Below are 22,021 nucleotides of genomic sequence, written 5' to 3' on the forward strand. Positions count from 1 at the left end.
TCTTTTATAACAGTGCTGACGGTATAACAAAGTAGCAAACATAGTAATATGTTTCTAAATAAGGTTTCTTTTGAACAAGAGCGCGTAAGCGCAGGTAAAGTTTTCTTTGCTTACTTTCTTGTTCACAAGAAAGTAAGTGCGTGATTATTGTGACGAGGGTACACCTGTTCCCATTCCGAACACAGTAGTTAAGCTCGTTTACGGTGACAATACTTGGCTGGTGACGGCCCGGGAAGATAACTCATCGCGCACACCGAACACCGACTCGAAAGAGTCGGTGTTTTGTTTTCGTTAAAAATGCCCTGTTCACTGGAATTCACCTCTCCTTGTATGATATAATAGCCTAAATTGGTATTTTATCGCGAAGCAGGGGGGCGAGAATGAACAAAATTCTGAAAGAAAAAATCAGCGAGTCGGTGTCGTCTGTCCTGCCGATCACGATCATCGTGCTGCTGCTCAGCGTGACGATCACACCGATGCCGGTCGGCACAATGGTGCTGTTTTTAACCGGTGCGGCGCTGCTTATCGTCGGCATGGCATTGTTTTCACTCGGCACGGACGTATCTATGACGCCTATGGGCGAGGGTATCGGCGCACAGCTGCCACGCACGAAAAATCTATTCATCGTGATACTCATTACGCTCATCATCGGCATACTCATCACGATCGCGGAGCCGGATCTGCAGGTTCTGGCCGGTCAAGTACCGTCCATTCCAAACAATGTGCTGATCTGGACGGTCGCGGTCGGCGTCGGTCTGTTTTTCGTGCTGGCTATGCTGCGTACGCTGTTCAAGATTCGTTTGTCGCTGCTGCTCATTGTGTTTTACGCGGTGGTGTTTATCCTGTCGGCTTTCGTGCCGAACGAGTTCGTTTCTGTGGCGTTTGACTCGGGCGGCGTGACCACCGGACCGGTCACCGTACCGTTCATCATGGCGCTCGGTGTCGGTTTAGCCTCTATCCGAGGCGATAGCGGCGCACAGGAGGACAGCTTTGGTCTGGTTGCGCTGTGCAGCATCGGGCCGGTACTGGCGGTGCTGCTGCTTGGTATTTTCTATCCGACAAACGGTGCAGGCTACACGGCAGTGACTGTGCCGGATGTGGAGGACACCCGTCAGGCAGCACACACATTTGTGGTGGAGCTGCCCGCGTACATACACGAGGTTTTGTCCGCACTGGTGCCAATCATCCTGTTCTGCGCGGTATTTCAGCTGATTTTCCGCAGATTCCATGCCATGCAGCTGCGCAAAATCGGCGTGGGCTTTGTGTACACATTTACCGGCCTGTCGCTGTTTTTGACCGGCGTAAACGTCGGATTTATGCCCGTGGGACATTATCTTGGACAGCAGCTGGCGCTGAGCGGACATGAATGGGCGCTGGTGCCGCTCGGCATGCTTATCGGCTATTTTCTGGTAACTGCGGAGCCGGCCGTGCATGTGCTCAATCGACAGGTCGAGTCCATCACAAACGGCGGCATCTCGCAGAGAGCGATGATGCTCAGCCTGTCCATCGGCGTGGCCTGCTCGGTCGGCATGGCTATGCTGCGCGTATTGACAGGCATTTCAATCTATTATATACTGGTGCCGGGTTATCTTGCCGCACTGGGACTGACTTTCTGCGTGCCGAAAATTTTCACCGGCATCGCATTTGACTCGGGCGGCGTTGCGTCCGGTCCGATGACGACCACATTCCTGCTGCCGTTCGCCATGGGCGCGTGTGAAGCGCTCGGCGGCAACGTGATGACTGACGCCTTCGGTATTGTAGCTATGGTAGCCATGACCCCGCTGCTTACCATTCAGGTGCTGGGTCTCATCTATAAAAAGAAACAGAACAGCGAGGATGCGTCCGATGTTTCCGCAGAGGATGAGGATAGCATCATCGTTTTGGAGGGAGCAGAGCATGAGTGAAAACCGACCGCAGATGACGGTGCAGAGCGCGGTAGAGGTCGTGGCGGCCGTTGTTGACGTGGAGCAGGGCGAAAAGGTGCTGCGTATCTATCGTGAGGAACAGGCGCCGGTGGACTTTGTGTGCATGGCACACGGCACGGCGCGCACGGAAATGCTCGACCTGCTCGGTATCGGTGAAACGGCAAAGGCCATTGTGATGTGCATGGTCAGCCGTCAGACCGGCGTTCGCCTGCTCAAAAGGCTCGGACGTGAGCTGGAAATGCGGTATCCCGGACGCGGAATCGCGTTTACCATTCCGATTACAGGCATTGGTCTGCGGTGGCACAAGCTGCTGACCGCTGCAGACGAGGAGCAAAAGGAGGTCAGCAGGATGCACGAGACAGAGAAGAACGACGGTTTTGACGTTGTAGCAGTTGTGATGGAGCGCGGCTATACCAACGTGGCGATGGATGCGGCGCGCAAGGCCGGTGCGCGCGGCGGCACGGTCATTTCCGCGCGCGGCATTGCGGAAAATGAGGTCAAGCGGTTTTTCGGTATCGAAATTCAGGCCGAAAAGGAAATCGTGTTCCTCGTGGTGCGAAGCGACGAGAAACAGCAGGTTATGACGGCGCTGATGCAGGCGGTCGGAATGAAGACCCGCAGTCATGGCATTGTGCTGTCAATGCCGCTTTCGGCAGCCATCGGACTGGCGGATTGATAATGGAAAATGGAAAATAAGCGTTTGACGTTTGCTTTCTGTTCTCCGTTTTTTTATTGTGTTATTTGGCGGGAAACGGCGGGACACCATCCCGCTCTGCACAATGATCCCGCGGGGAGCACAGCGTGCTCTCCTGTAACACAAAAGAGAGGAACGCACCCTTCAATTTCCAATTTCCATCTTCACTCTGATAAAATAGTATGATATAATGAGGGCAGTAATTTTCACAGGGAGAACCCCTAACAGGAGTAGATAACCATGATAAATGAGCACATGATGGATTTAGGCAGCCGCCGTTCGACGATCCGTGAGCTGTTCGAGTACGGGAACAGCCGTGCGGCGATCGTTGGCCGCGAGAACGTATTCGATTTCTCGATCGGCAACCCGAACGTACCCGCCCCGGAGGCCGTTCGTCAGGCGATTTACGCCGAAGCGGCAGGTGATCCGGTTGCACTGCACGGCTATACCTCGGCACAGGGCGCCGCAGACGTGCGAGGCGCACTGGCGGACAGCCTCAACAAGCGTTTCGGCACGGACTACACCGGCGACAGCCTGTACCTGACTGCAGGCGCGGCAGCCGCGCTCTCTTGTGCGTTCAAGGCGATCGTCTGCGAGGGTGACGAGATTGTTGTGTTTGCACCGTATTTTCCGGAATATAAAATGTTCATCGAGAGCGGTGCCGGTGCCAAGTGCGTCATTGTGCCGCCGTCTATCGCGGATTTTCAGATTGACTTCGGTGCTCTCGAACAGCGCCTGAATGAGCACACCAAGGCGGTCGTTGTCAACTCGCCGAACAACCCGTCCGGTGCAGTGTACTCCGAGCAGACCATCAAGCGCCTTGCCGACATGCTGCGCGGCAAGGAGAAGGAATATGGTCACCCGATTTACCTCATTTCGGACGAGCCGTACCGCGAGATCGTATATGATGGCGTGCAGGTGCCGTTTGTGCCGCATTTCCATGACGATACCATTATCTGCTACTCGTACTCCAAGTCGCTGTCGCTGCCGGGTGAGCGTATCGGCTATGTGCTCGTACCGCCGGCAGCCGCCGACAGCAAGGCGCTGTACGCTGCGGTCTGCGGTGCCGGCCGCGCACTCGGTTATGTTTGTGCACCGAGTATGTTCCAGCGCGTAGCGGCACGCTGTGCTGACCAGACCAGCGATATTGCGGTCTACCAGACCAACCGCGACCTGCTCTTTAACGGTCTGACCTCGATGGGGTATCACTGTGTCAAGCCGGACGGCGCGTTTTATCTGTTCCCGCAGACGCTCGAGGCGGACGACCGCGCCTTCAGTGAACGCGCAAAGAAATATGATCTGCTGGTCGTTCCGGGTGCGGATTTCGGTGCCCCCGGCCATATGCGAATTTCTTACTGTGTGAAAACCGCGACCATCGAGCGTGCGCTGCCGCTGTTTGAACGACTGGCGAAGGAGTATCGCTGATTTGTTATGTAAAGTTCACAAGTAGTTTCGGTTAATTATGTACAAGATGTCAAGCAGTGCTGTGCAATATATACAAAATAATAACGCTTGCATTGTGAGATATTCATAAAATCTTGCTCTTGTATTCTTTTCAGGGAAAGTGTATTATAATACCAGAGATCAGGAAAGGATCTCAAAAATACAATCACTTGAATCACTGAAAAGGAGTGCAAAGATTATGGGTATGAGAAATTTCTTCAATGGACTGGTAAACGCTCGCATGGTAGAACTGGAAAGCGAACACATCAACGCTAAGACCATGAACCGTACCAATCGTCGCGGCAAGTAATCGTCTGATTAAAAAAACATCACACGAGGAGCCGTAATCGTACATGACAACTGAAGACAGTAAGTGAAACCCTTCCGAGGACAACATTCGGAAGGGTTTTTCTTTTGATGAAGGCAACACCGCACAATTAAAGCTGCGGCGCTTTACGGAAATTTTGTGTCCTGATGGCGTTCCGGCTTTACGGTAATACACAAAGTATTACCGCAAAACCGCGCCTAATCAGTACGCAAAATTTGCTCGTAAATCGCTCTTGTTCAATTATGCGGTATTGCCTTATCCGGTCGGATGCTCCTGTGCGAACTCGGTCTGGCGGCGGAAGAACGCGGCGCGTTCCTCGAGCGTGGACGGCCGGATGCTGTGTTTGCCGCAATCCGGACAGACGCGGGTTTCAGCGCTGCCGAAGAAGATAAAGTGGCAGCATTTGGTGTCGCAAGTGTAGATCATGGCTTCACCTCTCTTTTTTACTGAGGACAGTGTACCACAGAGAAAGTCCGATAAAACTCCCTTTCTTGCAGGAGCATGGGGAAGTATGGTATACTGATAGCACCAATCATAAAAAATTTGTCTGGGAGTATCAAAATGGGGGAACAAAAACGCAGTCTGTTACGTCAATTATATTTACCGGCGGTTTTATGCACCGCGCTCTGGGGCAGTGCGGCGCCGTGCGTCAAGCGCGGGTACGAGCTGTTCGCTGTCTCGGCTGACGCGCCGTTTTCGCAGCTGGTGTTTGCCGGCTGGCGGTTTGCGCTGGCGGGAATTCTTGTGCTGCTCGTGACCCGGCTGAAAGGGCACCGAATCGTGCCCAAACGGGATGAAATCAAGCCGATTCTGGCGATCAGCCTGTTTCAGAGCATGCTGCAGTATGTGTGCTACTACATCGGTCTGAGCGGTACGACCGGCACCAAAGGCTCGGTGCTCTCCGGCACGCAGACGTTTTTTGCGCTGCTGTTGGCGCATTGCCTGCTGCCGAATGATAAGCTCAATCGACGGAAAACGCTTGGCTGCATCTGCGGCTTTGCGGGCGTGCTCGCGCTCGGACTGGGCGGACTGAACGGCTTCAACCTCACTGGTGACGGTCTGGTGCTGCTGAGCGCGGTCTCGGCGGGCGCGGGCGCGCTTGTCTCGCGCATTTACACGCCCGGCCGTGATCCCATGCGGCTGACCGGCTGGCAGCTGCTCATCGGCGGCTGTTTTCTGTTGGGTGTCGGCACGGCTGGCGGAGGCGCACTCGGTCGGGTGACGCTCGGCGGCGTGTTGCTGCTCGGCTACATGATCGCGCTGTCTGCGGCCGCGTTTACCATCTGGACGGCGCTTTTGGGTAAATTTCCGGTCGGAAAGGTCAGCCTGTTCGGCTTCCTGATTCCGGTGTTCGGCACGTTGTTCTCCGCGCTCGTGCTCGGCGAGAATATCTTCACCGCACGCAATCTGGCGGCGCTTGTGCTGGTCAGCGGAGGTATTGCGGTCGCAAACTCTGCAAGTACGAAAAAATAACACCGCAGACGGAATTGCGGTGCATAAAGGGTTAATCTATGGTATTTAGTTCTGCAATTTCGCTGTTTTTCTTTGTGCCGATCGTGTTTCTGCTCGATCGCAGGCTGTCGGACGTGGATGCGAAAAACACCTGGCTGCTCCTCGCAAGTCTGGTGTTCTACTCGTTCGGACAGGTGTATTACCTGCCGCTGCTGCTGCTCTCGGTGGCGCTTAACTACGTTTGCGGACGGTTGGCCGCAGGAAAGTACGCCAAACTCGGCGTCACACTTGCTGTCCTCGGCGGAATAGGGCTGCTCGCCGTGTTCAAGTACGCGGATTTTGCTATCCGCACAGTGAACGCACTGTGCGGGCTGAGTCTGCCGCTGACCGGCATTGCGCTGCCCATCGGCATCTCGTTCTTCACCTTTCAGGGACTTTCCTACGTCATCGACGTGTACCGTGAGCCACAAACGGTCTCTCACTCGTTCAAGAAGGTGCTGCTGTACATCGCGTTTTTCCCGCAGCTGATCGCCGGACCGATCGTCAAATACCACGATATCGAGCAGGAAATCGACAGCCGCCGCACCACACCGCAGGAGACCGCGCTTGGCATCCGCCGGTTTATCTGCGGTTTGAGCAAAAAGCTGCTGCTGTCGAACGCGCTCGGTCAGATGGCGGACACTGTGTTCGCGCTGCCTGCCGGAGAAATCGGTATGCTGGCCGGATGGACGGGCGCCATCTGCTACACGCTGCAGATCTACTTCGATTTTTCCGGCTACAGCGATATGGCCATCGGTCTCGGACGCATGTTTGGCTTTCATTTCCGCGAAAACTTCAATTATCCGTACACCGCGACCACCATCAAGGAGTTCTGGCGCCGCTGGCACATTTCGCTGTCCGGCTGGTTCCGCGACTACCTGTATATTCCGCTCGGCGGCAACCGAAAGGGGAAGGCGCGGACGTGGCTCAACCGTTTTCTCGTATTTTTCGCAACCGGACTGTGGCACGGTGCAAGCTGGACGTTTGTCCTCTGGGGACTGTGGCACGGCTTGTTTTCCGTGCTTGAGGACTGCGGTGCGATTCCGGTAGACAAGCTCAAGGGAAAACGAATCGGACAGCTGTACACGCTGCTCGTGGTCGTGCTCGGCTTTACGCTGTTTCGTGCGGATACGCTGGCACAGGCAGGTGCCATGTATGCCGCAATGTTCTCCGGCATTGGTCTGCATTGGATGGGCACGGCGGCTGTCTGGGCAAAATTTACGCCTGCGTTTGCACTGACGCTGTGTCTTGCGCTGCTCCTGTGTACGCCTGTGGCCCGCGAGCACACACCGAAACGCGAGAACGTGACGTTCATCGGCTCTCTGGCTTTGCTGTTGCTGTGCATGATGTACCTTGCGGCAGGCTCGTTTAATCCGTTCATTTACTTCCGATTTTGAGGTGAAATATGAAATATAAATGGTTTACAGCGGCGTTTTTGTCGCTGTGCCTGATTCCGGCAGCGGGTATGCTCGTGCTGCCCGAGCAGCAGGCGGCAGGCAATGAGCATCTCACGCCCAAGCCGAGCCTGTGGAACGCACAGACCGGCTGGAACGAGGACTTTCTCGGCGGTCTGACAGATTATGTTGCCGACCATTTCGGCTTTCGCCAGGAGCTGGTCACCGCGAATGCCGCGCTGCAGACTAGGCTGCTGTGTACCTCGCCTGCCGAGGACGTCATTTACGGCACGGACGGCTGGCTGTACTACGCGAAAACGCTCGATGATTATCAGAATCACGCAACGCTGACCGAGAGTGAGGCGCAGCAGTTGGCGCAGACCGTAAAATCCATGCAGGACTATTGCGAGAGTCGCGGCGCACGCTTTCTGTTCACGATTGCGCCGAATAAAAGCTCGCTTTATCCGGAGCACATGCCTGCGCGTTATCTGACCGAGGACGCGGACGGCAACTATGAGCGCGTGCTGCCGTATCTCGAGCAGGAGGGCGTGAACTACGCCGACCTGTTCTCCGTGTTCCGCGCACACGCGAACGTGCTGTACTACAAGACCGACTCGCACTGGACGAATCGCGGCGCCGCGCTTGCGCACGATTATCTGATGAGCACGCTCGGTCTGCCGCATACGGAATTTACGGATGAGGAATATACGACCGAGCGGAGTCACAGCGGCGATCTTTACCAAATGCTGTACCCGAAGGGCACGCAAAAGGAGGAAACGCAGGTGTATCGGACCTCGTTTGCGTATGTGAACCAGCCGCGCTCGGACGAGGATATCCTCATGCAGACCACACAGGAGAATGCGCCGAACGGCCGTCTGCTGCTGTGCCGCGATTCGTTCGGCAATGCGCTGCATCCGTTTCTCGCAGAGGATTTCCGTGAGGCGATCATCACCCGGCAGATGCCGTATCCGCTGGAGCAGGTGCAGGAGGGCGATACGGTCATCATCGAGATTGTTGAGCGAAATCTGCCGAATATTTTCAAGGCAATACCGCATGATTGAACAAGAGCGATTTGCAAGTAAATTTTGTGTACTGACGCGACGCGGTTTTGCGGTAATACTTGATGTATTACCGCGAAGCCGCAACAAAGTCAGGACGTAAAATTTCTGCAAAGCGCCGCAGCTTTAATTGTGCGGTGTTGCCTCAGATATTCACCGGATTTGGGGAACAAAACCGAACCGTAATCCGTCTAATCAGTATCCGCAGGAGAAATAAACAATATGGAGGAAATTCTATGAAAAAGCTGACAGCCATGCTGCTGGCACTGACGCTCTGCTTTGGTCTTGCTGCGTGCGGCGGCAACACCGCACAGGATGATACCAAGGACGAGAGCCAGACCGTCCAGACCGGCAAAACCGAGGATAAGAAGGACGAAGCGAAGACCGAGGAGAAATCCGACGAGACCAAGACCGAAGGCGCAAAGACCGAGACTAAGACTGACGATAAGACCTCGACCGACAGCAAAACCGAGGATAAAACGACCGAAACCAAGCCGGTAACCAGCAGTACGAACACTACGACCGCAAAGCCGTCTGGTTCAGCGGGCACGAGCAGGCCGTCTGCCTCGACGAGCAAACCGGCGGCATCCGCTCCGGAAAGCAAGCCGGCACAGAGCAAGCCTGCGGCAAGCGCTCCGGCTGAGACCAAACCCGCAGAACCGGCGAAGCCGACTGCCTCTCAGGCGAGCGGGTACGTCGGCTCGTCCGCATCCGCACTTGAGAGCGCACTCGGAGCACCGACATCCAAGAGCTATTCGCCGAGCTGCATGGGCGAAGGTGAGGACGGCATCTGGACGTATGACGGGTTTACCGTTTATACCTATAAAGAGGGCGGTTCGGAGACTGTCGAAGCAGTTCAATAAATTAGCAGTTAGTAATCGACGATACGGTTTTATGTTTCGCAGGGGAGGCCAGTGGCCTCCCTTTTTCGCGTTCTGCAGAGGTAAAATAAAAGGGCAGACCGGTGGTCTGCCCTATGGGAGATAAAATTCCCAATTACTGATTCATCAGAGAATGCGTCGCTGCGGTTTATTCGCTACCTGCTTCACGGCCTTGCACGGCACGCCGATGGCAAGCATACCTGCCGGTATATCCTCCGTCACAACGCTGCCTGCGCCGATGACGGCGTTATCACCGATGGTGACGCCCGGGCAAATCTGCACGCCCATGCCAATCCAGACGTTATTGCCGATGGTGACCGGCTTGGCATATTCCAGTCCGGCGTTGCGCTGTGCAACATCGAACGGATGGCCTGCGGTCGAGATACAGCAGTTCGGGCCGATGAACACATGGTCGCCGATGGTGACCGGCGCCGCGTCTAGAATCACAAGGTTATGGTTTGCATAAAATGCACGGCCGACACGCGTATGGCTGCCGTAATCGACAAAAAACGGCGGCTCAATGACGATATCGGGCGCACAGGCGCCTAAAATGGTATGCAGAAGGGCGTTTTTCTCCTCCTTCTGGGAGGAACGGAGTGTATTGTAATCCATGCACAGGTCGCTGGTCTGCGCACGCGCTTCGAGCAGCGCAGGGTCGCTGTTGGCGTCGTACAGCAGGCCGGAAGCGGCTTTTTCAAGTTCGGTCATCGTCAGGGTTCCTCCTTAATTCTGGTGGCGTACCAGTTCATAATCATCGCCGGAGCGGTAGTACGGACAGCTTTTGCCGGTCTGCATCAGGCGGTAAAATTCGTCCTCATCCAGATAGGCTTCGCATACATATTCATCCATTTCATCATCGTAGACGTTGTAGGCGCAGTCGTCACAGGTTCCGGTCATCGGTCAGCGCTCCTTTCGATTTGGTCGATTGCGGATTGCAGAATAGCCTCGGGGTCGTTGCCGCAGATGTCGAGACACTCCGCATAGATGAGTCTGGTCTCGCGGATACCGAAGTATTCTTCGGCCATAGCGGTCAAATAGTCGAAGCTGAACCGCGGGTCGTACGCGCCGCCTGCGGTGGTGATGTAGGTCAGACTGCGGGCGCGGCACAGGCCGCACGACTGTCCGTGGTCGTTGTAGGCGCTGACAATGCCGGTGACATAAATGTTCTCAATGTAGGTTTTCAGCTGTGCCGGAAAGCCCAGATCCCAGTAGGGAGCGGCAATGATGATATCGTCGGCATCAGCAAACTGGTGGGCATAATCGAACATCGGGTCGTGCCATTTGCCGCCGGCAATGAGCGATTCGCGGTGAGCAAGCCGTTCACGGTCGAGCGGGACAAGCGGCTGATCGTATATGTTCAGCTCAGTGACGTCGCTTATGCGTGCGAGATAGGCGCGCGCCAGCCGTGCCGTCCGCGACTCTTCCCGCGGACAGGCGTTGATGTAGAGTGTCATGGTATCCTTCCTTCTTCTTGTTCCTAACTATATAGTATAGCAGAAAAATGAGGAATTAGGAATTAGTAATTAGAAATTATTGTGAGGATGAAACCCATCCCTGCGGTACAGCTCAACAAATTAGCAGATTATTTTATGCTGTTTACCAGAGCCTGCCAAACTGCGGTATCGAAATTTTCATCCGCAATAAAGCAGTAGCTATACTGGCTATCCTTCCACTCGGTCGAGGTATAACCTGTCTCGGCATAGAGCAGTGCGTCCGTACCCTCGAGTTTCTCGCCGGAAACGGTGTGGTTCATACCTTCGAGCGCGTCTTCGCCTTTACCCATGCAGTATTTAAGTGTATGTCCTTCTGCGTCCGCATACACAACAACAGCCATGCCGAACTGATCGGATGCCGAATCGAACGCATAACCGTCCGGCAAGGTCTGCGGCAGCGCAAACGGGAAGGAGAGCGCAGCGGCAAGCGCGTCTGTCGTGTCGTAATCCTGCGGCGCAGCGGCTGTAACAGGCGGTTCCTTTCCCTCACCATCCGGATTTGCAGGCGTGCGATTCATCTGCGTAACAGCTGTGCCGCCGATAATCAGTACCAGACAAGCTGCAGCCGCTCCGTATCTTCTCCAGGCGGGCGGTTTGCGCACCGGCGGTTTATCCAGCGCATCATGCAGGCGCTGCTCGAGGTCAGAAGACGGATTGATATGCTCCATCAAACGGTTGTACTTATTCATCGAAATCATACGCCTCCTTCAGTGTCTCTTTGAGCATACTGCGTCCGCGGTGCAGCAGAGAACGCACGGTGCTCTCCTTCTGTCCGAGAATGCGTGCGATTTCCGCGGCAGAATACCCTTCATGGTAGAACGGATGAATGGGTTCGCGGTACTTGGGCGGCAGAGCACGCACAGCATCCCACACAAAGGCGAGGTTACTGTCTAACTCATCGCACGGATAGCTTTCCTCGAGTGCGTTCGTGTGCTTGAACCACGCCGAATTCAGCTTGTTTTTGCTCAGGTTGATGGCAACACGGAGCAGGGAATCAGTGAGACAGAGGTCGCGGCGGTAGTCAGCAGCACCTTATAAAAGAGTGAAGAGTGGTGATTTTCTCCACTCTTTCTCTTTTGCGGGTATACAGAAAAAGAGTGGAAAGTTCTTCACTCTCCACTCTTAAATCTTCACTCTGTGAAATCAGTCAGCCCAGTACTTCGCAACATGTGCCTTGGTAACCTCAGCGGCCTTCTTGATATTCTCCTCGTTGGACAGCTTGTAGTAGTCCGGACGGAACACCTCCATGGTGCAAACGTCGCCTTCAAAGCCGATCTTCTTGAGGGTATCTGCGTAACGCTTGTGGTCGAGGCAGTCGCCCGGCTCGCCCGGCCACAGACGCTTCTCGTCGTTGTTGTAAGCAGCGCCGCACGGCATATTCTCCATGCCGTTCAGGTGCCATACGAAAATCTTCTTGCCGTCAGCCTTCTCGAGAGCAGCCCACTCGGAAGCCATTGCATGGAAGTGGTACTGGTCGAGGGTGATGCCGACGAGCGGATGATCTACCTCGGTAACGATGTCGTAAGCGTACTCGAAGCGGTTGATAGACATGGTCGGTGCGCCGCAGAATTCGATGGACAGCTTGATGCCGTGCGGCTCAACCTTCTTTACCATCTCCTTGAGAACAGCAACAGCATCAGCCTTGATCTCGTCAACGGTAGCCGGAACGGTCAGATCCATGGACGGTACAACAACGATCATCTTGCAGCCCAGCTTGTTGCAGTCTGCGATGATCTGGTCGAGCTTTGCCATAACGGCGTCCTTTTCCTCCTGGGTCTGCTTCATGTTGAAGAAGATCAGGGCGTTGTAGGACAGCATCTTCAGGTGGTGCTTCGGGTCAGCGAACCAAGCGCCGAGATCATCGATGGTGTACTTGCCGGCAGCGATCTCGCGGTCGAGGCACTCGGACTGGATGTCGATGTAGTCAAAGCCGTACTTCTCGCACAGGTCGAGGTCTTCGAGTACGGAGTGGTTTTCGCAGAAACGGTTGCAGCCTTCGTTAAAACCGATTTTCATAGCAGTAACTCCTTTTAACGTATCAGTTTCGCGTTGTAAAACGCGGTATAGTGGTTAAGGTGATATGCAAGGGCAGTAAAGCAGGAAGCTCTGCCACCCTTGCGAGTGAGTAGCAATGAATAGAAAATGTGAAGTGGATTACTTCTTGTAGAAGTCCGGGGTGCCGCCGGTAACAACCTTCTCCGGCACACCGGAGGTCTGGGACTTAACCAGAGCGTCAGCGGTGATGGAAGCAACGTAGCCGTCCCAAGCAGAGGAGCCGCCGGTCTCACCCTTGAGTGCGTGGTCAACCCAGTCCTGAATCTCAACGTCGTAGGAATCGATAAAGCGCAGGATCCAGTTGTCCTCGATCTTGGTGGAAACCTCGTTAGCGTAGCGAACGGTCGGGAAGGACGGGCACGGCAGGTTTACAACGCCGTTCTCACATACAACCTCGCAGTTGATGTCGTAGCCGAAGCCGCAGTTTACGTTTACCTCGAGCATGTTGATGATGCCGCCCTTGGTCTTCATGATCATGATCTGCGGGTCCTTCAGCGCGTTCTTAACCTTGCTGTTGGTCTTCGGCATGATGCACTGAACCTCGTCCCACTCGTCGTTTACCAGCCACGGCAGAACGTCGATCTCGTGGATTGCGGTATCGGTAACAGCCATTGCGGTGGTGTAGTCATCGGCAACGCCGTCTGCACGGTGGGTGCACTTGATTACCATCGGGGCACCGAACTTGCCGGAATCGATCAGTTCCTTAACCTGACGGTAGCCGCGGTCGTAACGGCGCATGAAGCCAACCTGTACGAGGTGCTTGCCGCCTGCCATCTCGGCCTCAACGATCTCCTTGCCGTCTGCAGCGGTGTTAGCCAGCGGCTTCTCGGAGAATACCGGCTTGCCAGCCTTGATCGCTGCCAGAACCGGACCCTTGTGGAACTGACCCGGGGTGGTAACTACAACAGCGTTTACGTCCGGATCGTTGATTGCTTCGTTGAAATCGGTGTAAACCTTGGTGCCGGCACCGGCGATCTCAGCGCCCTTCTTTGCGCCTTCTTCAAATACGTCGCATACGGCAACGATGCGTGCATTGCGGATGCGGTTCTGGATACGCTCGATGTGCTCACGGCCGATCATGCCGCAGCCGATCAGTGCAATGTTCAGATTTTCCATGATGAATTCCTCCTAAAAAGTGATAAATTCGTGTTGTGCAGTTGCCTGCGTTATTTATGGTTTGTTTTGCTGCACGCGGCTTGCTCGAAGTTTTGCGTGCACTGCTCATTTCTGGGGTCAAGGTGATTATACATCCGCGTTCACGAGAACGCAAGAGGAAATTTCAAATTTCGTAAAAAAATTTTGCTTTCCGGCGGTGAGGATAATTCACCGCCGGAAAGCGAGGGATCAATGCACAAAGAGTGCAACAAGGGACAAATTAAGCTGCGAGGCCGAGAGGAGAGAACAGGATATAGATCGCAACAGCGATAATCAGACCAATGATGGAAACTACATGACGGTACTTCCACGGGGTCAGATCAACTGCGCCGACGTCGTGAATCTCATATTCCTCACCCGGACGATACTTGTTCAGGTACCACATGATGAGCAGCTCGATCGGGAACAGAACAGCCATTGCGTACAGATAGTGGATCGGGTTGGACGAACCGGGATAGCACGGCTTGATCAGCAGGAAGGCGCCGTAGCATACAACGTGGAACACGGTGATTACCTTCGGCATATACTTCGGGATGCGCTTGAACATGAAGATGCCGAGGATGGTGCACAGTACCGGCAGGGATACGAACTGGCTCATAGAGTTCAGGAAGGTGGTAATGCCGCCGGCGTACATAACGAACGGAGAGATGACGATTGCTACACAGCCTGCGATGGTGCCGTAGATCTTGCCGACCTTGACGCACTTGGTGTCAGAAGCCTGCGGGTTGATAGACGAACGGTACAGGTCAAGGGTGAACATGGTGGACGCGGAGTTCAGCACAGAGTTGAACGAGGAGAGGATCGCACCGAACATGACTGCGGCGAAAAAGCCCATGACCGGCTTCGGAACGATCTCAGCGATCAGTGCCGGATAAGCAAAGTCGATTGCAGAGGAACCGGCAGCGGTCAGCTTGTCCTGAATGGACGGCAGGTAGAATGCGATAACGCCCGGAATAACGAGGTACAGAGGGCCGAGGCACTTGAGGAAGCCGCAGAAGATAGCGCCCTTCTGACCTTCCTTCAAGCTCTTTGCTGCGAGGGAACGCTGTACGAAGGACTGGTTGGTGCACCACCAGTACAGGTTGTTGAAGAACATACCGGTGATGATCAGCGGCCACGGAACTTCCGGTTCCGGTGCATTCCATGCGTTGATTGCGTTCATTTTGGCCGGATCTGCCTCTACCATGTACTTGATGCCGTCGAAAATGCCATGACCGCCAGTTGCTGCAGACAGTGCCGCGAAGCCGAGGAACGGGATCATCAGACCGCCGATAATCAGACCGACGCCGTTGATGGTATCAGATACTGCAACTGCTTTCAGGCCGCCAAAGATAGCGTAGCAGCCGCCAATGATGCCGATAATGATGCACAGGATGGCAACAGCCATGAACTTACTGGTGCCGAGGATGCCGGAAATGTCGAAGATCTGCTCGAAAACGACTGCACCGGAGTACAGGATGACCGGCAGGTTGAGGATGGAGTACATAACAACGATTACCAGCGAGAACATCGTCTTGGTGCCCTTGCCGTAGCGCTCCTCCATCAGGGACGGGATGGTCATGGCGCCCATTTTCAGGTACTTCGGCAGGAAGTAGTACGCCAGAACCAGCAGGGTGAACATCGAGCCGACCTCCCATGCGATCGGGCCCATATTGGTTTTCCAGCTTTGACCGTTCAGACCGACGAGCTGCTCGGCGGAGAGGTTGGTCAGCAGCAGAGAACCGGCGATTACCACACCGGGCAATCCGCGACCGGCGAGGAAGTAGCCCTCGGCTGTGTCGAGCTGCTCATCGCGGGTTTTCCAAGCGGAAATGACCGCAACAAGCACCGTGAACAGCAGGAAGGAGATGCCTGTCCAGGCGAGTGAGGAGAAGAATGACATTGTGTTACCCCCTATAAGTAAGATATAGTCTGTGGCGTTCTCGTGAACGCACTTTTTGAAAAATAATTCCCCGTCGAAAATGCACTTGAATCATGGGTGATGTTCACTGCGTTTTCAGGGGATTTATTTCGTTGTCTATAGGTTATCACGATATCCTGCGCGTTTCAAGTCTTAAGAATGATATTCTGAATGATTCGGTGAACGCAACAAAAACACGGATGGTTTTTTGTGCGAAAGGACATTTATTTTCGCGAGCATGCGTGCAAAGGCGTGCACTATGTTGGTGAAACTGCACGAAAAATAGACGATTCGTTTGTAAATAAGCCGTGCCAAAACGGAAACACGTAAATTTGAACGGAGATACACGCAAAAAATAGTTGCAAGATGCGTGCATTGTGCTATACTGTAAATAAAGAAAAAAGAATGTGGTGAGGAAACACCGCACAATGAAAGCTACGGTGCTTTCTATCATAGAATAAGGAGGAAAAAACATGGCTGTAACCGCACAGCAGATCGCGGAGCTGGCAGGTGTATCCCGCGGTACGGTAGACCGTGCGCTGCACAATCGAGGGCGCGTAAACCCCGAAGTAGCAGCGAAAATTCATAAAATTGCAGCAGAATTAGGGTATAAACCCAACCTGATCGGACAGGCGCTGGTCAAATCCCGCAGGGAGTTCAAGCTGGGGGCGATCCTGCAATCCGTCGAGACGCCGACGATACAGATCGTGCGTGCAGGCGTGCAGCGTGCCGCAGAGGAGCTTGCCGCCTCGGGCGTGGAACTGATCATGCGCGAAAACCGTGGTCTGGATACCGAAATGGTACTCGAACACATTGAAGAGCTGGTTTCACAGGGCGTGCAGGGACTGGCTATCGCGCCGAACAACTCGCCGGAGATTCGCCAGTGCATCGATGAACTGTACGAACAGGGCATTCCGGTCATCACACTCAACTCGGATGCACCGGGCAGCAGGCGTCTTGCGTTCATTGGTATGGACAACTACCGCGCCGGACAGACCGCCGCAGGCTTGCTTCGGCTGATGCTGCCCGAGGGCGGCAAGGTGCTTCCGCTGGCGGGACACTTGAATAATACCGCACATAATAACCGCTTAAACGGATTTATGGATACGATTAACGGTGAAACAGGAAACGAAATTGAACTGTTAGCGTTTCAGCCGTGTTTCGACCGAGATGACTATGCCCACGAGATTACGCAGCACGCATTGCGTGCAAATCCTGACCTGACCGGCATTTACGTTGCGTCCAACGGACAGGCCGGTGCGTGCGCAGCTGTAGAGGAAGAAGGCCGAAAGGGCAAGGTCAAGGTCGTTGCATTCGACCTCAACCCGATGAATATGGAGCTGCTCCAGTCAGATAGCTTGAGTTTTGTGCTCGATCAGAAGGCATTCGAGCAGGGCTACCGGCCGCCGTTCCTGCTGTTTGATTACCTGCAGAACAGAAAAGCACCGGAAAAGGAACTGCTTTATACGGATATTGCAATCAAAACCAAGTATAACAGTGATAAACCTGTGGGAATGGAATAAGAAAGAACCGCACATTGTGCGGTTCTTTCTTGAGGCTGTCGAAAAACTAACGTTTTCCGAGCAGCCTCTCGCTCGAAACCACGCTTTCGAGCGAAACCAAAGAAAAACCGCGCCCTGACGGGCACATTTTTTCTTCTTTTGTATAAATTCCGAGATACATGCTCCCGGAATTTATGAATTTGCTTTGCAAATTCTATTTTATGCGTGCTGCCGCACGAAACGCAAAACGCCAATCTGACTTTTTTGACAGACTGAAGAAAGAACCGCACATTGTGCGGTTCTTTCTTATTAGCGTTGAGCGCGAAGAGCAAAGATGCAAATCAGCGTTTATCCTGCACTAAACTGGTGCAGATAGCCGTTATATTGGCGTTTTGAAGTGTATCTGCAAAACTTTTCGCTGCTGCCGGAGATATCGTTTCTACCTGATTGAGCACAACGATATCCGCTAAGTGTTCTGCGATAATGCCTTGTGCGGCCAGCTCCGGCGTGACAATACCGCTCATGTGTGCACCGGTGCGCGCACAGAACAGTTCCGGTCGGTGTACGGTCTGTTCGACCGGCTTTCCAAACCCGGATGCACCCACGACGCACACGGTTTTGCGTGTATTCTCAGGTATGACCGGCTCATGCGAGGCGTGTGCCTTGAGCGGCAGCCGCTTGGAGCCGTCGGCCTCCACAATCACATGGTCAGCGGCGTCCGCGAGCACGGAAAAAGGAAGTGCCGGCGCGGTCAGCTTGCCCTCGGCGGCAGGCGTGCCCATGCAGATTACGCGGTGAAGCGCAAGTGCGCGGCGGACCTGGTCGATGTCATCCGTCACCAACAGGGGAATGCCCGCAAACGGCAAAATGTGTGTGGAAGTCGTCAAAATCACCGTTCCGGATAATTCTTCGGCCAGTATACGCAGTAAAGTTGTTTTTCCGCCGCTGCCGATCACGGCGGTTATGCCTTTTATAATGTGTAATTGTTCACATATTTTCATAAATCCACCTAATACAACCATGTTTACCGTAGGGCGGGATGATCTCATCCCGCCGTTGTAAATTATCTGCATGTTGTTATATGCGGCGGGGGAGGTCACCCCGCCCTGCAACCATGCTTTTATAATAGTATTATATCATGTCTGCCACACAGAAAAAATATTGACTTCACTCGACCGATACGCTATAATCATCGGTAGCAATCGTTATAGTTTACAAAATACAACGAAGATAAACGGAGGAAAACGCCATGTTAGTCGTGATACGCGGTGCGGGAGACATTGCCACGGGGATTGCCTTGCGGCTGTACCGTGCGGGCATTCGTCTGGTGCTGACAGATCTGCCGCAGCCAACGTCGATCCGCCGCACTGTATGCTTTTCGGAAGCGATTCGATTGGGCGAAACAGTCGTTGAGAGCGTGCATGCACGCCGAGCCGATACTGCAGCCGAAGCGGCAGCACTAACCGAACAGGGCATCATTGCGGTGCTGGCCGATCCGGCGGCAAGCTGCGTGCAGGAGCTGCACCCTGATGCTCTGGTGGACGCGATTCTGGCGAAAAAGAACCTCGGTACGCACATCACGGACGCGCCGATCGTCATTGCGGTCGGTCCGGGCTTTACAGCCGGCGCAGACTGTCACGCGGCGGTTGAGACCATGCGTGGGCATACACTCGGACGGGTGCTGTATACGGGTTCGCCGCTGCCGAATACGGGCGTTCCCGGTGTAATCGGCGGCCATGCGGCAGAGCGCGTTCTGCGTGCCCCGGCAGACGGCTTGTTCGAGCCGTGCCATGAAATTGGCGATCTGGTTGAGGAGGGAGACACCATCGCGTACGTTGCGGGAAAACCCATGAAAACCACCATCAGCGGCTGTCTGCGCGGTCTGCTGCAGGCTGGCGTACCCGTACATGAGGGTATGAAATCCGGTGACGTTGACCCGCGCGGCAAGCGTGAAAACTGCGATACCGCATCCGATAAGGCGCTTGCGGTCGGCGGCGGCGTGCTCGAAGCGCTGCTTCACTTTTCCAACGTATTTCATTAAAGTGTTATAAAATAAGTGAGAAAACGCAATGAAAAACAACTGTTTTGCACGATTTGCGGCAGCGGCTCTGTCACTGGCAATGCTGGCAGGCTGCGGTGCATCCCAGAGCAGCGACAGTGCAGCTGAGGACATGGGTTCTGCAGATTCCGCAGAGCTGACCGTATTTGCGGCGGCCTCCATGACCGAGACCCTGAACCGGATCGCAGAGGACTACAAGAGCGTTGACCCGAACGTCACCCTGACGTTCAACTTTGCCTCCTCCGGCGACCTGCTCACCCAGATCAAGGAAGGCGCGGACTGCGACGTGTTCATCTCTGCAGCACCCAAGCAGATGAACGCACTCGACGGCTCTCTCAAGGACGATACCGACAAGAACCCGGACGGTCTGGATGAGCTGCAGGGCGGCACCCGCATCGACCTGCTCGAGAACAAGGTAACACTGGCTGTGCCGGAAGGCAACCCGAAGGGAATCAAGAGCTTTGACAATCTTGCGGAAAAGCTGAAGAACGGTGACGTGCTGCTTGCCATCGGCAACAGCGATGTACCGGTCGGTCAGTATACCCAGAAGATTTTCAGTTACTACAAGCTGGATGAGAAGGCGCTGGCGGATGCAGGCGTGCTGACCTACGGCTCCAACGTAAAGGAAGTTACCACACAGGTAAGCGAAGGCGCGGTTGACTGCGGCATTATCTACGCAACCGACGCATTCTCGGCAGGTCTCGACACGATTGACGAGGCAACTGCTGACATGTGCGGTCGGGTTATCTATCCGGCAGCCGTGCTCAAGAACAGCACGCACGCAGACGAGGCGAAGGCGTTCCTTGACTATCTGACCACCGATGAAGCGAGCAAGGTATTCGAGAGCGTAGGCTTTACCACGTTGGCATAATCTGATACAATAGAAAGGCGAGGGAGCAATCTCTCGCCTTTATTTGCAAAAGGAGACGATTATGGACTGGTATCCATTATATAACTCACTGCGTATCGCGCTTATTTCCACAGCGATCATCTTCTTCGCGGGGATTGCGGCGGCCTATTATGTTGCGCGTCTGCCGCGCGTGCTCAAAGGTGTGCTGGATGTGCTGTTCACGTTGCCGCTCGTGCTGCCGCCTACGGTGGTCGGCTATCTGCTGCTGCGCGTGCTCGGACCGAAAAGAACTGTCGGCGCATGGGCGCTCGCGCATTTTAATCTCAAGCTGACCATGGTCTGGTGGTCGGCGATTTTCGCAACCACCGTTGTTATTTTCCCGCTCATGTACCGCACGGCGCGCGGTGCGTTCGAGAGCTTTGACGAAACGCTTGCCGACGCAGGCCGCACGCTCGGTCGCTCGAACACCTGGATTTTCTGGCGGGTGCGCATGCCCTGCTGCAGGCAGGGTATCCTCGCGGGAACGGTGCTCGCGTTTGCGCGTGCGCTCGGTGAGTACGGCGCAACATCCATGGTGGCGGGCTACACGCCCGGACGCACAGCAACGATTTCGACGACGGTCTATCAGCTGTGGCGCACGAATGATGACGCGCTGGCGTTCAAGTGGGTCGTGGTCAACCTTGCCATCTCGGCGGTGGTGCTGCTGGCGGTCAATCTGCTCGAAAAGCGGGAGAGAGGAGTGCGTAAGGCATGGCGCTGATCGTTAATATCGAGAAAACGCTCGGTGATTTTCACCTGAAAGTGAACTTCACCGCTGAGCGGGAAGTGATGGCGCTGCTCGGCGCCTCCGGCTGCGGCAAGAGCATGACGCTGGGGTGCATCGCGGGCATCGTGAGACCAGATAAGGGTCATATTGAGTTGAACGGGCGCGTCCTGTTCGACAGCGAAAAGAAAATCGACCTGCCGCCGCAAAAGCGAAAAGTCGGCTGCCTGTTTCAGCAGTACGCGCTGTTTCCGCACATGACGGTCGAGCAGAACATCCGCGCAGGCGCGCACGCCCGTCCGAAAAACGAGCGGGAACAGGCGGTGCGGGAGGTCCTGCACGCGTTCCGACTCGAAGGACTGGAGAACAACCGTCCGAGTCAGCTTTCCGGCGGACAGCAGCAGCGGTGTGCGCTGGCGCGTATTCTGGTCGGGCAGCCCGAGCTTGTGCTGCTCGATGAGCCGTTTTCCGCGCTCGATGCGTACCTGAAATGGCAGGTGGAACTGGAGCTTTCGGACATCCTGAAAAATTTTTCGTGCGGCACGCTGTTCGTCACGCACAACCGCGATGAGGTCTACCGCCTGTGCGATACGGTGTGCGTGCTGAATAAGGGAAAATCCGACCCGAAGGAGACGGTCAAGGAACTGTTCCGCGCACCGGCAACCATGGGCGCGGCGTTGATTTCCGGCTGCAAGAATGTCTCTGCCGCCGAGGTAAAACAGGATGGAACCCTGTTCTGCAAGGACTGGAACGTAACGCTCAAAACCGCGCTGCATGTGCCGAAGGATACCGCTTATGTCGGGATTCGTGCGCATTACTTCACTACAGATGGCACGGAGAACGCTATTCCGTGCACGGTGGAGCGTGTGGTCGAGAACCCGTTTTCGACCGTGGTCATGCTGCAGACGACAGGCGCAGGCAGGCTGCGGTGGGAGCTGGATAAGGCGGTCTGGGAGACGCTTTCCGGCACGGAAAAGCTGACGCTGTACGTCCGCCCAGAGGACGTTATGCCGCTGGCGGAGTGAGCAAA

Annotated in this window: 22 protein-coding genes and 1 rRNA gene; 13 read left to right on the forward strand and 10 right to left on the reverse strand. The window is 54.8% G+C overall.

Going from position 1 to position 22,021, the window contains the following annotated elements; all coding sequences use genetic code 11:
* The first annotated feature begins 136 nt into the window (after positions 1-136).
* The 4 genes from rrf (at position 137) to DW806_RS13590 (ending at position 4,044) form a co-directional block, all read left to right on the forward strand.
* Positions 137-253: ribosomal RNA gene (rrf, locus tag DW806_RS13575) — 5S ribosomal RNA — on the forward strand.
* A 127-nt stretch (positions 254-380) separates the two neighbouring features.
* On the forward strand, positions 381-1,904 hold the full coding sequence (locus tag DW806_RS13580) for a DUF1538 domain-containing protein (protein WP_118730276.1): 1,524 nt from the start codon (positions 381-383) through the stop codon (positions 1,902-1,904).
* Positions 1,897-2,601 carry a hypothetical protein gene (locus DW806_RS13585; RefSeq protein WP_118730277.1) on the forward strand — a complete coding sequence of 235 codons (705 nt, stop codon included), beginning with the start codon at positions 1,897-1,899 and terminating at the stop codon, positions 2,599-2,601. Before DW806_RS13580 ends, DW806_RS13585 begins: the two co-directional genes overlap by 8 nt.
* A 258-nt stretch (positions 2,602-2,859) precedes the next feature.
* Positions 2,860-4,044 (forward strand): pyridoxal phosphate-dependent aminotransferase, encoded by a 1,185-nt coding sequence (locus DW806_RS13590; protein WP_118730278.1) that lies wholly within the window; start codon positions 2,860-2,862, stop codon positions 4,042-4,044.
* A 601-nt stretch (positions 4,045-4,645) separates the two neighbouring features.
* Here DW806_RS13590 and DW806_RS15285 read toward each other — a convergent pair.
* Entirely contained in the window at positions 4,646-4,816 is a 171-nt protein-coding gene (locus DW806_RS15285) for a hypothetical protein (RefSeq protein ID WP_158578383.1), read from the reverse strand.
* Positions 4,817-4,951: 135 nt separating this feature from the next.
* On the opposite strand from DW806_RS15285, the gene DW806_RS13595 reads away from it, so the two are divergent.
* From DW806_RS13595 to DW806_RS13610, 4 genes are all read left to right on the forward strand, one after another.
* Positions 4,952-5,863 carry a DMT family transporter gene (locus DW806_RS13595; protein WP_158578384.1) on the forward strand — a complete coding sequence of 304 codons (912 nt, stop codon included), beginning with the start codon at positions 4,952-4,954 and terminating at the stop codon, positions 5,861-5,863.
* A gap of 38 nt (positions 5,864-5,901) precedes the next feature.
* The gene (locus tag DW806_RS13600; protein ID WP_118730280.1) at positions 5,902-7,278 is read left to right on the forward strand and encodes an MBOAT family O-acyltransferase; all 1,377 of its coding nucleotides are present in this window, start codon (positions 5,902-5,904) and stop codon (positions 7,276-7,278) included.
* A gap of 8 nt (positions 7,279-7,286) precedes the next feature.
* Positions 7,287-8,336 (forward strand): alginate O-acetyltransferase AlgX-related protein, encoded by a 1,050-nt coding sequence (locus tag DW806_RS13605; protein ID WP_118730281.1) that lies wholly within the window; start codon positions 7,287-7,289, stop codon positions 8,334-8,336.
* A 233-nt stretch (positions 8,337-8,569) separates the two neighbouring features.
* Positions 8,570-9,196 carry a hypothetical protein gene (locus DW806_RS13610; protein WP_118730282.1) on the forward strand — a complete coding sequence of 209 codons (627 nt, stop codon included), beginning with the start codon at positions 8,570-8,572 and terminating at the stop codon, positions 9,194-9,196.
* 144 nt (positions 9,197-9,340) lie between these two features.
* On the opposite strand, the gene DW806_RS13615 is transcribed toward DW806_RS13610, so the two are convergent.
* From DW806_RS13615 to DW806_RS13645, 8 genes are all read right to left on the reverse strand, one after another.
* Positions 9,341-9,922: a sugar O-acetyltransferase gene (locus DW806_RS13615; RefSeq protein WP_118730283.1), complete on the reverse strand. Its 582-nt coding sequence runs from the start codon at positions 9,920-9,922 to the stop codon at positions 9,341-9,343.
* 15 nt (positions 9,923-9,937) lie between these two features.
* Positions 9,938-10,111, reverse strand: a complete 174-nt coding sequence (locus tag DW806_RS15515; RefSeq protein WP_165815537.1) for a DUF6472 family protein — start codon at positions 10,109-10,111, stop codon at positions 9,938-9,940.
* A complete protein-coding gene (locus DW806_RS13620; RefSeq protein WP_118730284.1) occupies positions 10,108-10,668 on the reverse strand; it encodes an NAD(P)H-dependent oxidoreductase in 561 nt (186 codons plus the stop codon). Before DW806_RS13620 ends, DW806_RS15515 begins: the two co-directional genes overlap by 4 nt.
* 128 nt (positions 10,669-10,796) lie before the next feature.
* Positions 10,797-11,396, reverse strand: a complete 600-nt coding sequence (locus DW806_RS13625) for a hypothetical protein (protein WP_118730285.1) — start codon at positions 11,394-11,396, stop codon at positions 10,797-10,799.
* Complete coding sequence (locus DW806_RS15290; RefSeq protein ID WP_199677320.1) at positions 11,389-11,568, reverse strand: RNA polymerase sigma factor; 180 nt, start codon at positions 11,566-11,568, stop codon at positions 11,389-11,391. Before DW806_RS15290 ends, DW806_RS13625 begins: the two co-directional genes overlap by 8 nt.
* 282 nt (positions 11,569-11,850) lie before the next feature.
* Positions 11,851-12,723 (reverse strand): sugar phosphate isomerase/epimerase family protein, encoded by an 873-nt coding sequence (locus DW806_RS13635; RefSeq protein ID WP_118286221.1) that lies wholly within the window; start codon positions 12,721-12,723, stop codon positions 11,851-11,853.
* 138 nt (positions 12,724-12,861) lie between these two features.
* Positions 12,862-13,878, reverse strand: coding sequence for a Gfo/Idh/MocA family protein (locus DW806_RS13640; RefSeq protein WP_117752216.1), 1,017 nt, complete (start codon positions 13,876-13,878; stop codon positions 12,862-12,864).
* A gap of 259 nt (positions 13,879-14,137) precedes the next feature.
* A complete protein-coding gene (locus DW806_RS13645) occupies positions 14,138-15,799 on the reverse strand; it encodes a solute:sodium symporter family transporter (RefSeq protein WP_118730287.1) in 1,662 nt (553 codons plus the stop codon).
* A 491-nt stretch (positions 15,800-16,290) separates the two neighbouring features.
* Here DW806_RS13645 and DW806_RS13650 point away from each other — a divergent pair, with 491 nt between their 5' ends.
* Entirely contained in the window at positions 16,291-17,340 is a 1,050-nt protein-coding gene (locus DW806_RS13650) for a LacI family DNA-binding transcriptional regulator (protein WP_118730288.1), read from the forward strand.
* Positions 17,341-17,660: 320 nt separating this feature from the next.
* Here the strand turns inward: DW806_RS13650 and yqeC are convergent, their stop codons facing one another.
* The gene (yqeC, locus tag DW806_RS13655; protein ID WP_442861155.1) at positions 17,661-18,368 is read right to left on the reverse strand and encodes a selenium cofactor biosynthesis protein YqeC; all 708 of its coding nucleotides are present in this window, start codon (positions 18,366-18,368) and stop codon (positions 17,661-17,663) included.
* 200 nt (positions 18,369-18,568) lie between these two features.
* Here yqeC and yqeB point away from each other — a divergent pair, with 200 nt between their 5' ends.
* From yqeB to DW806_RS13675, 4 genes are all read left to right on the forward strand, one after another.
* On the forward strand, positions 18,569-19,360 hold the full coding sequence (gene yqeB, locus DW806_RS13660; protein WP_118730290.1) for a selenium-dependent molybdenum cofactor biosynthesis protein YqeB: 792 nt from the start codon (positions 18,569-18,571) through the stop codon (positions 19,358-19,360).
* 28 nt (positions 19,361-19,388) lie between these two features.
* Positions 19,389-20,249 (forward strand): molybdate ABC transporter substrate-binding protein, encoded by an 861-nt coding sequence (gene modA / locus DW806_RS13665; protein WP_118730291.1) that lies wholly within the window; start codon positions 19,389-19,391, stop codon positions 20,247-20,249.
* Between the two features lie 61 nt (positions 20,250-20,310).
* On the forward strand, positions 20,311-20,988 hold the full coding sequence (modB, locus tag DW806_RS13670; protein ID WP_118730292.1) for a molybdate ABC transporter permease subunit: 678 nt from the start codon (positions 20,311-20,313) through the stop codon (positions 20,986-20,988).
* The gene (locus DW806_RS13675; RefSeq protein ID WP_118730293.1) at positions 20,979-22,016 is read left to right on the forward strand and encodes a sulfate/molybdate ABC transporter ATP-binding protein; all 1,038 of its coding nucleotides are present in this window, start codon (positions 20,979-20,981) and stop codon (positions 22,014-22,016) included. Before modB ends, DW806_RS13675 begins: the two co-directional genes overlap by 10 nt.
* Positions 22,017-22,021: the final 5 nt, after the last annotated feature.

The organism is Butyricicoccus sp. AM32-19, from assembly GCF_003480365.1.
GTDB lineage: Bacteria > Bacillota > Clostridia > Oscillospirales > Butyricicoccaceae > Agathobaculum > Agathobaculum butyriciproducens.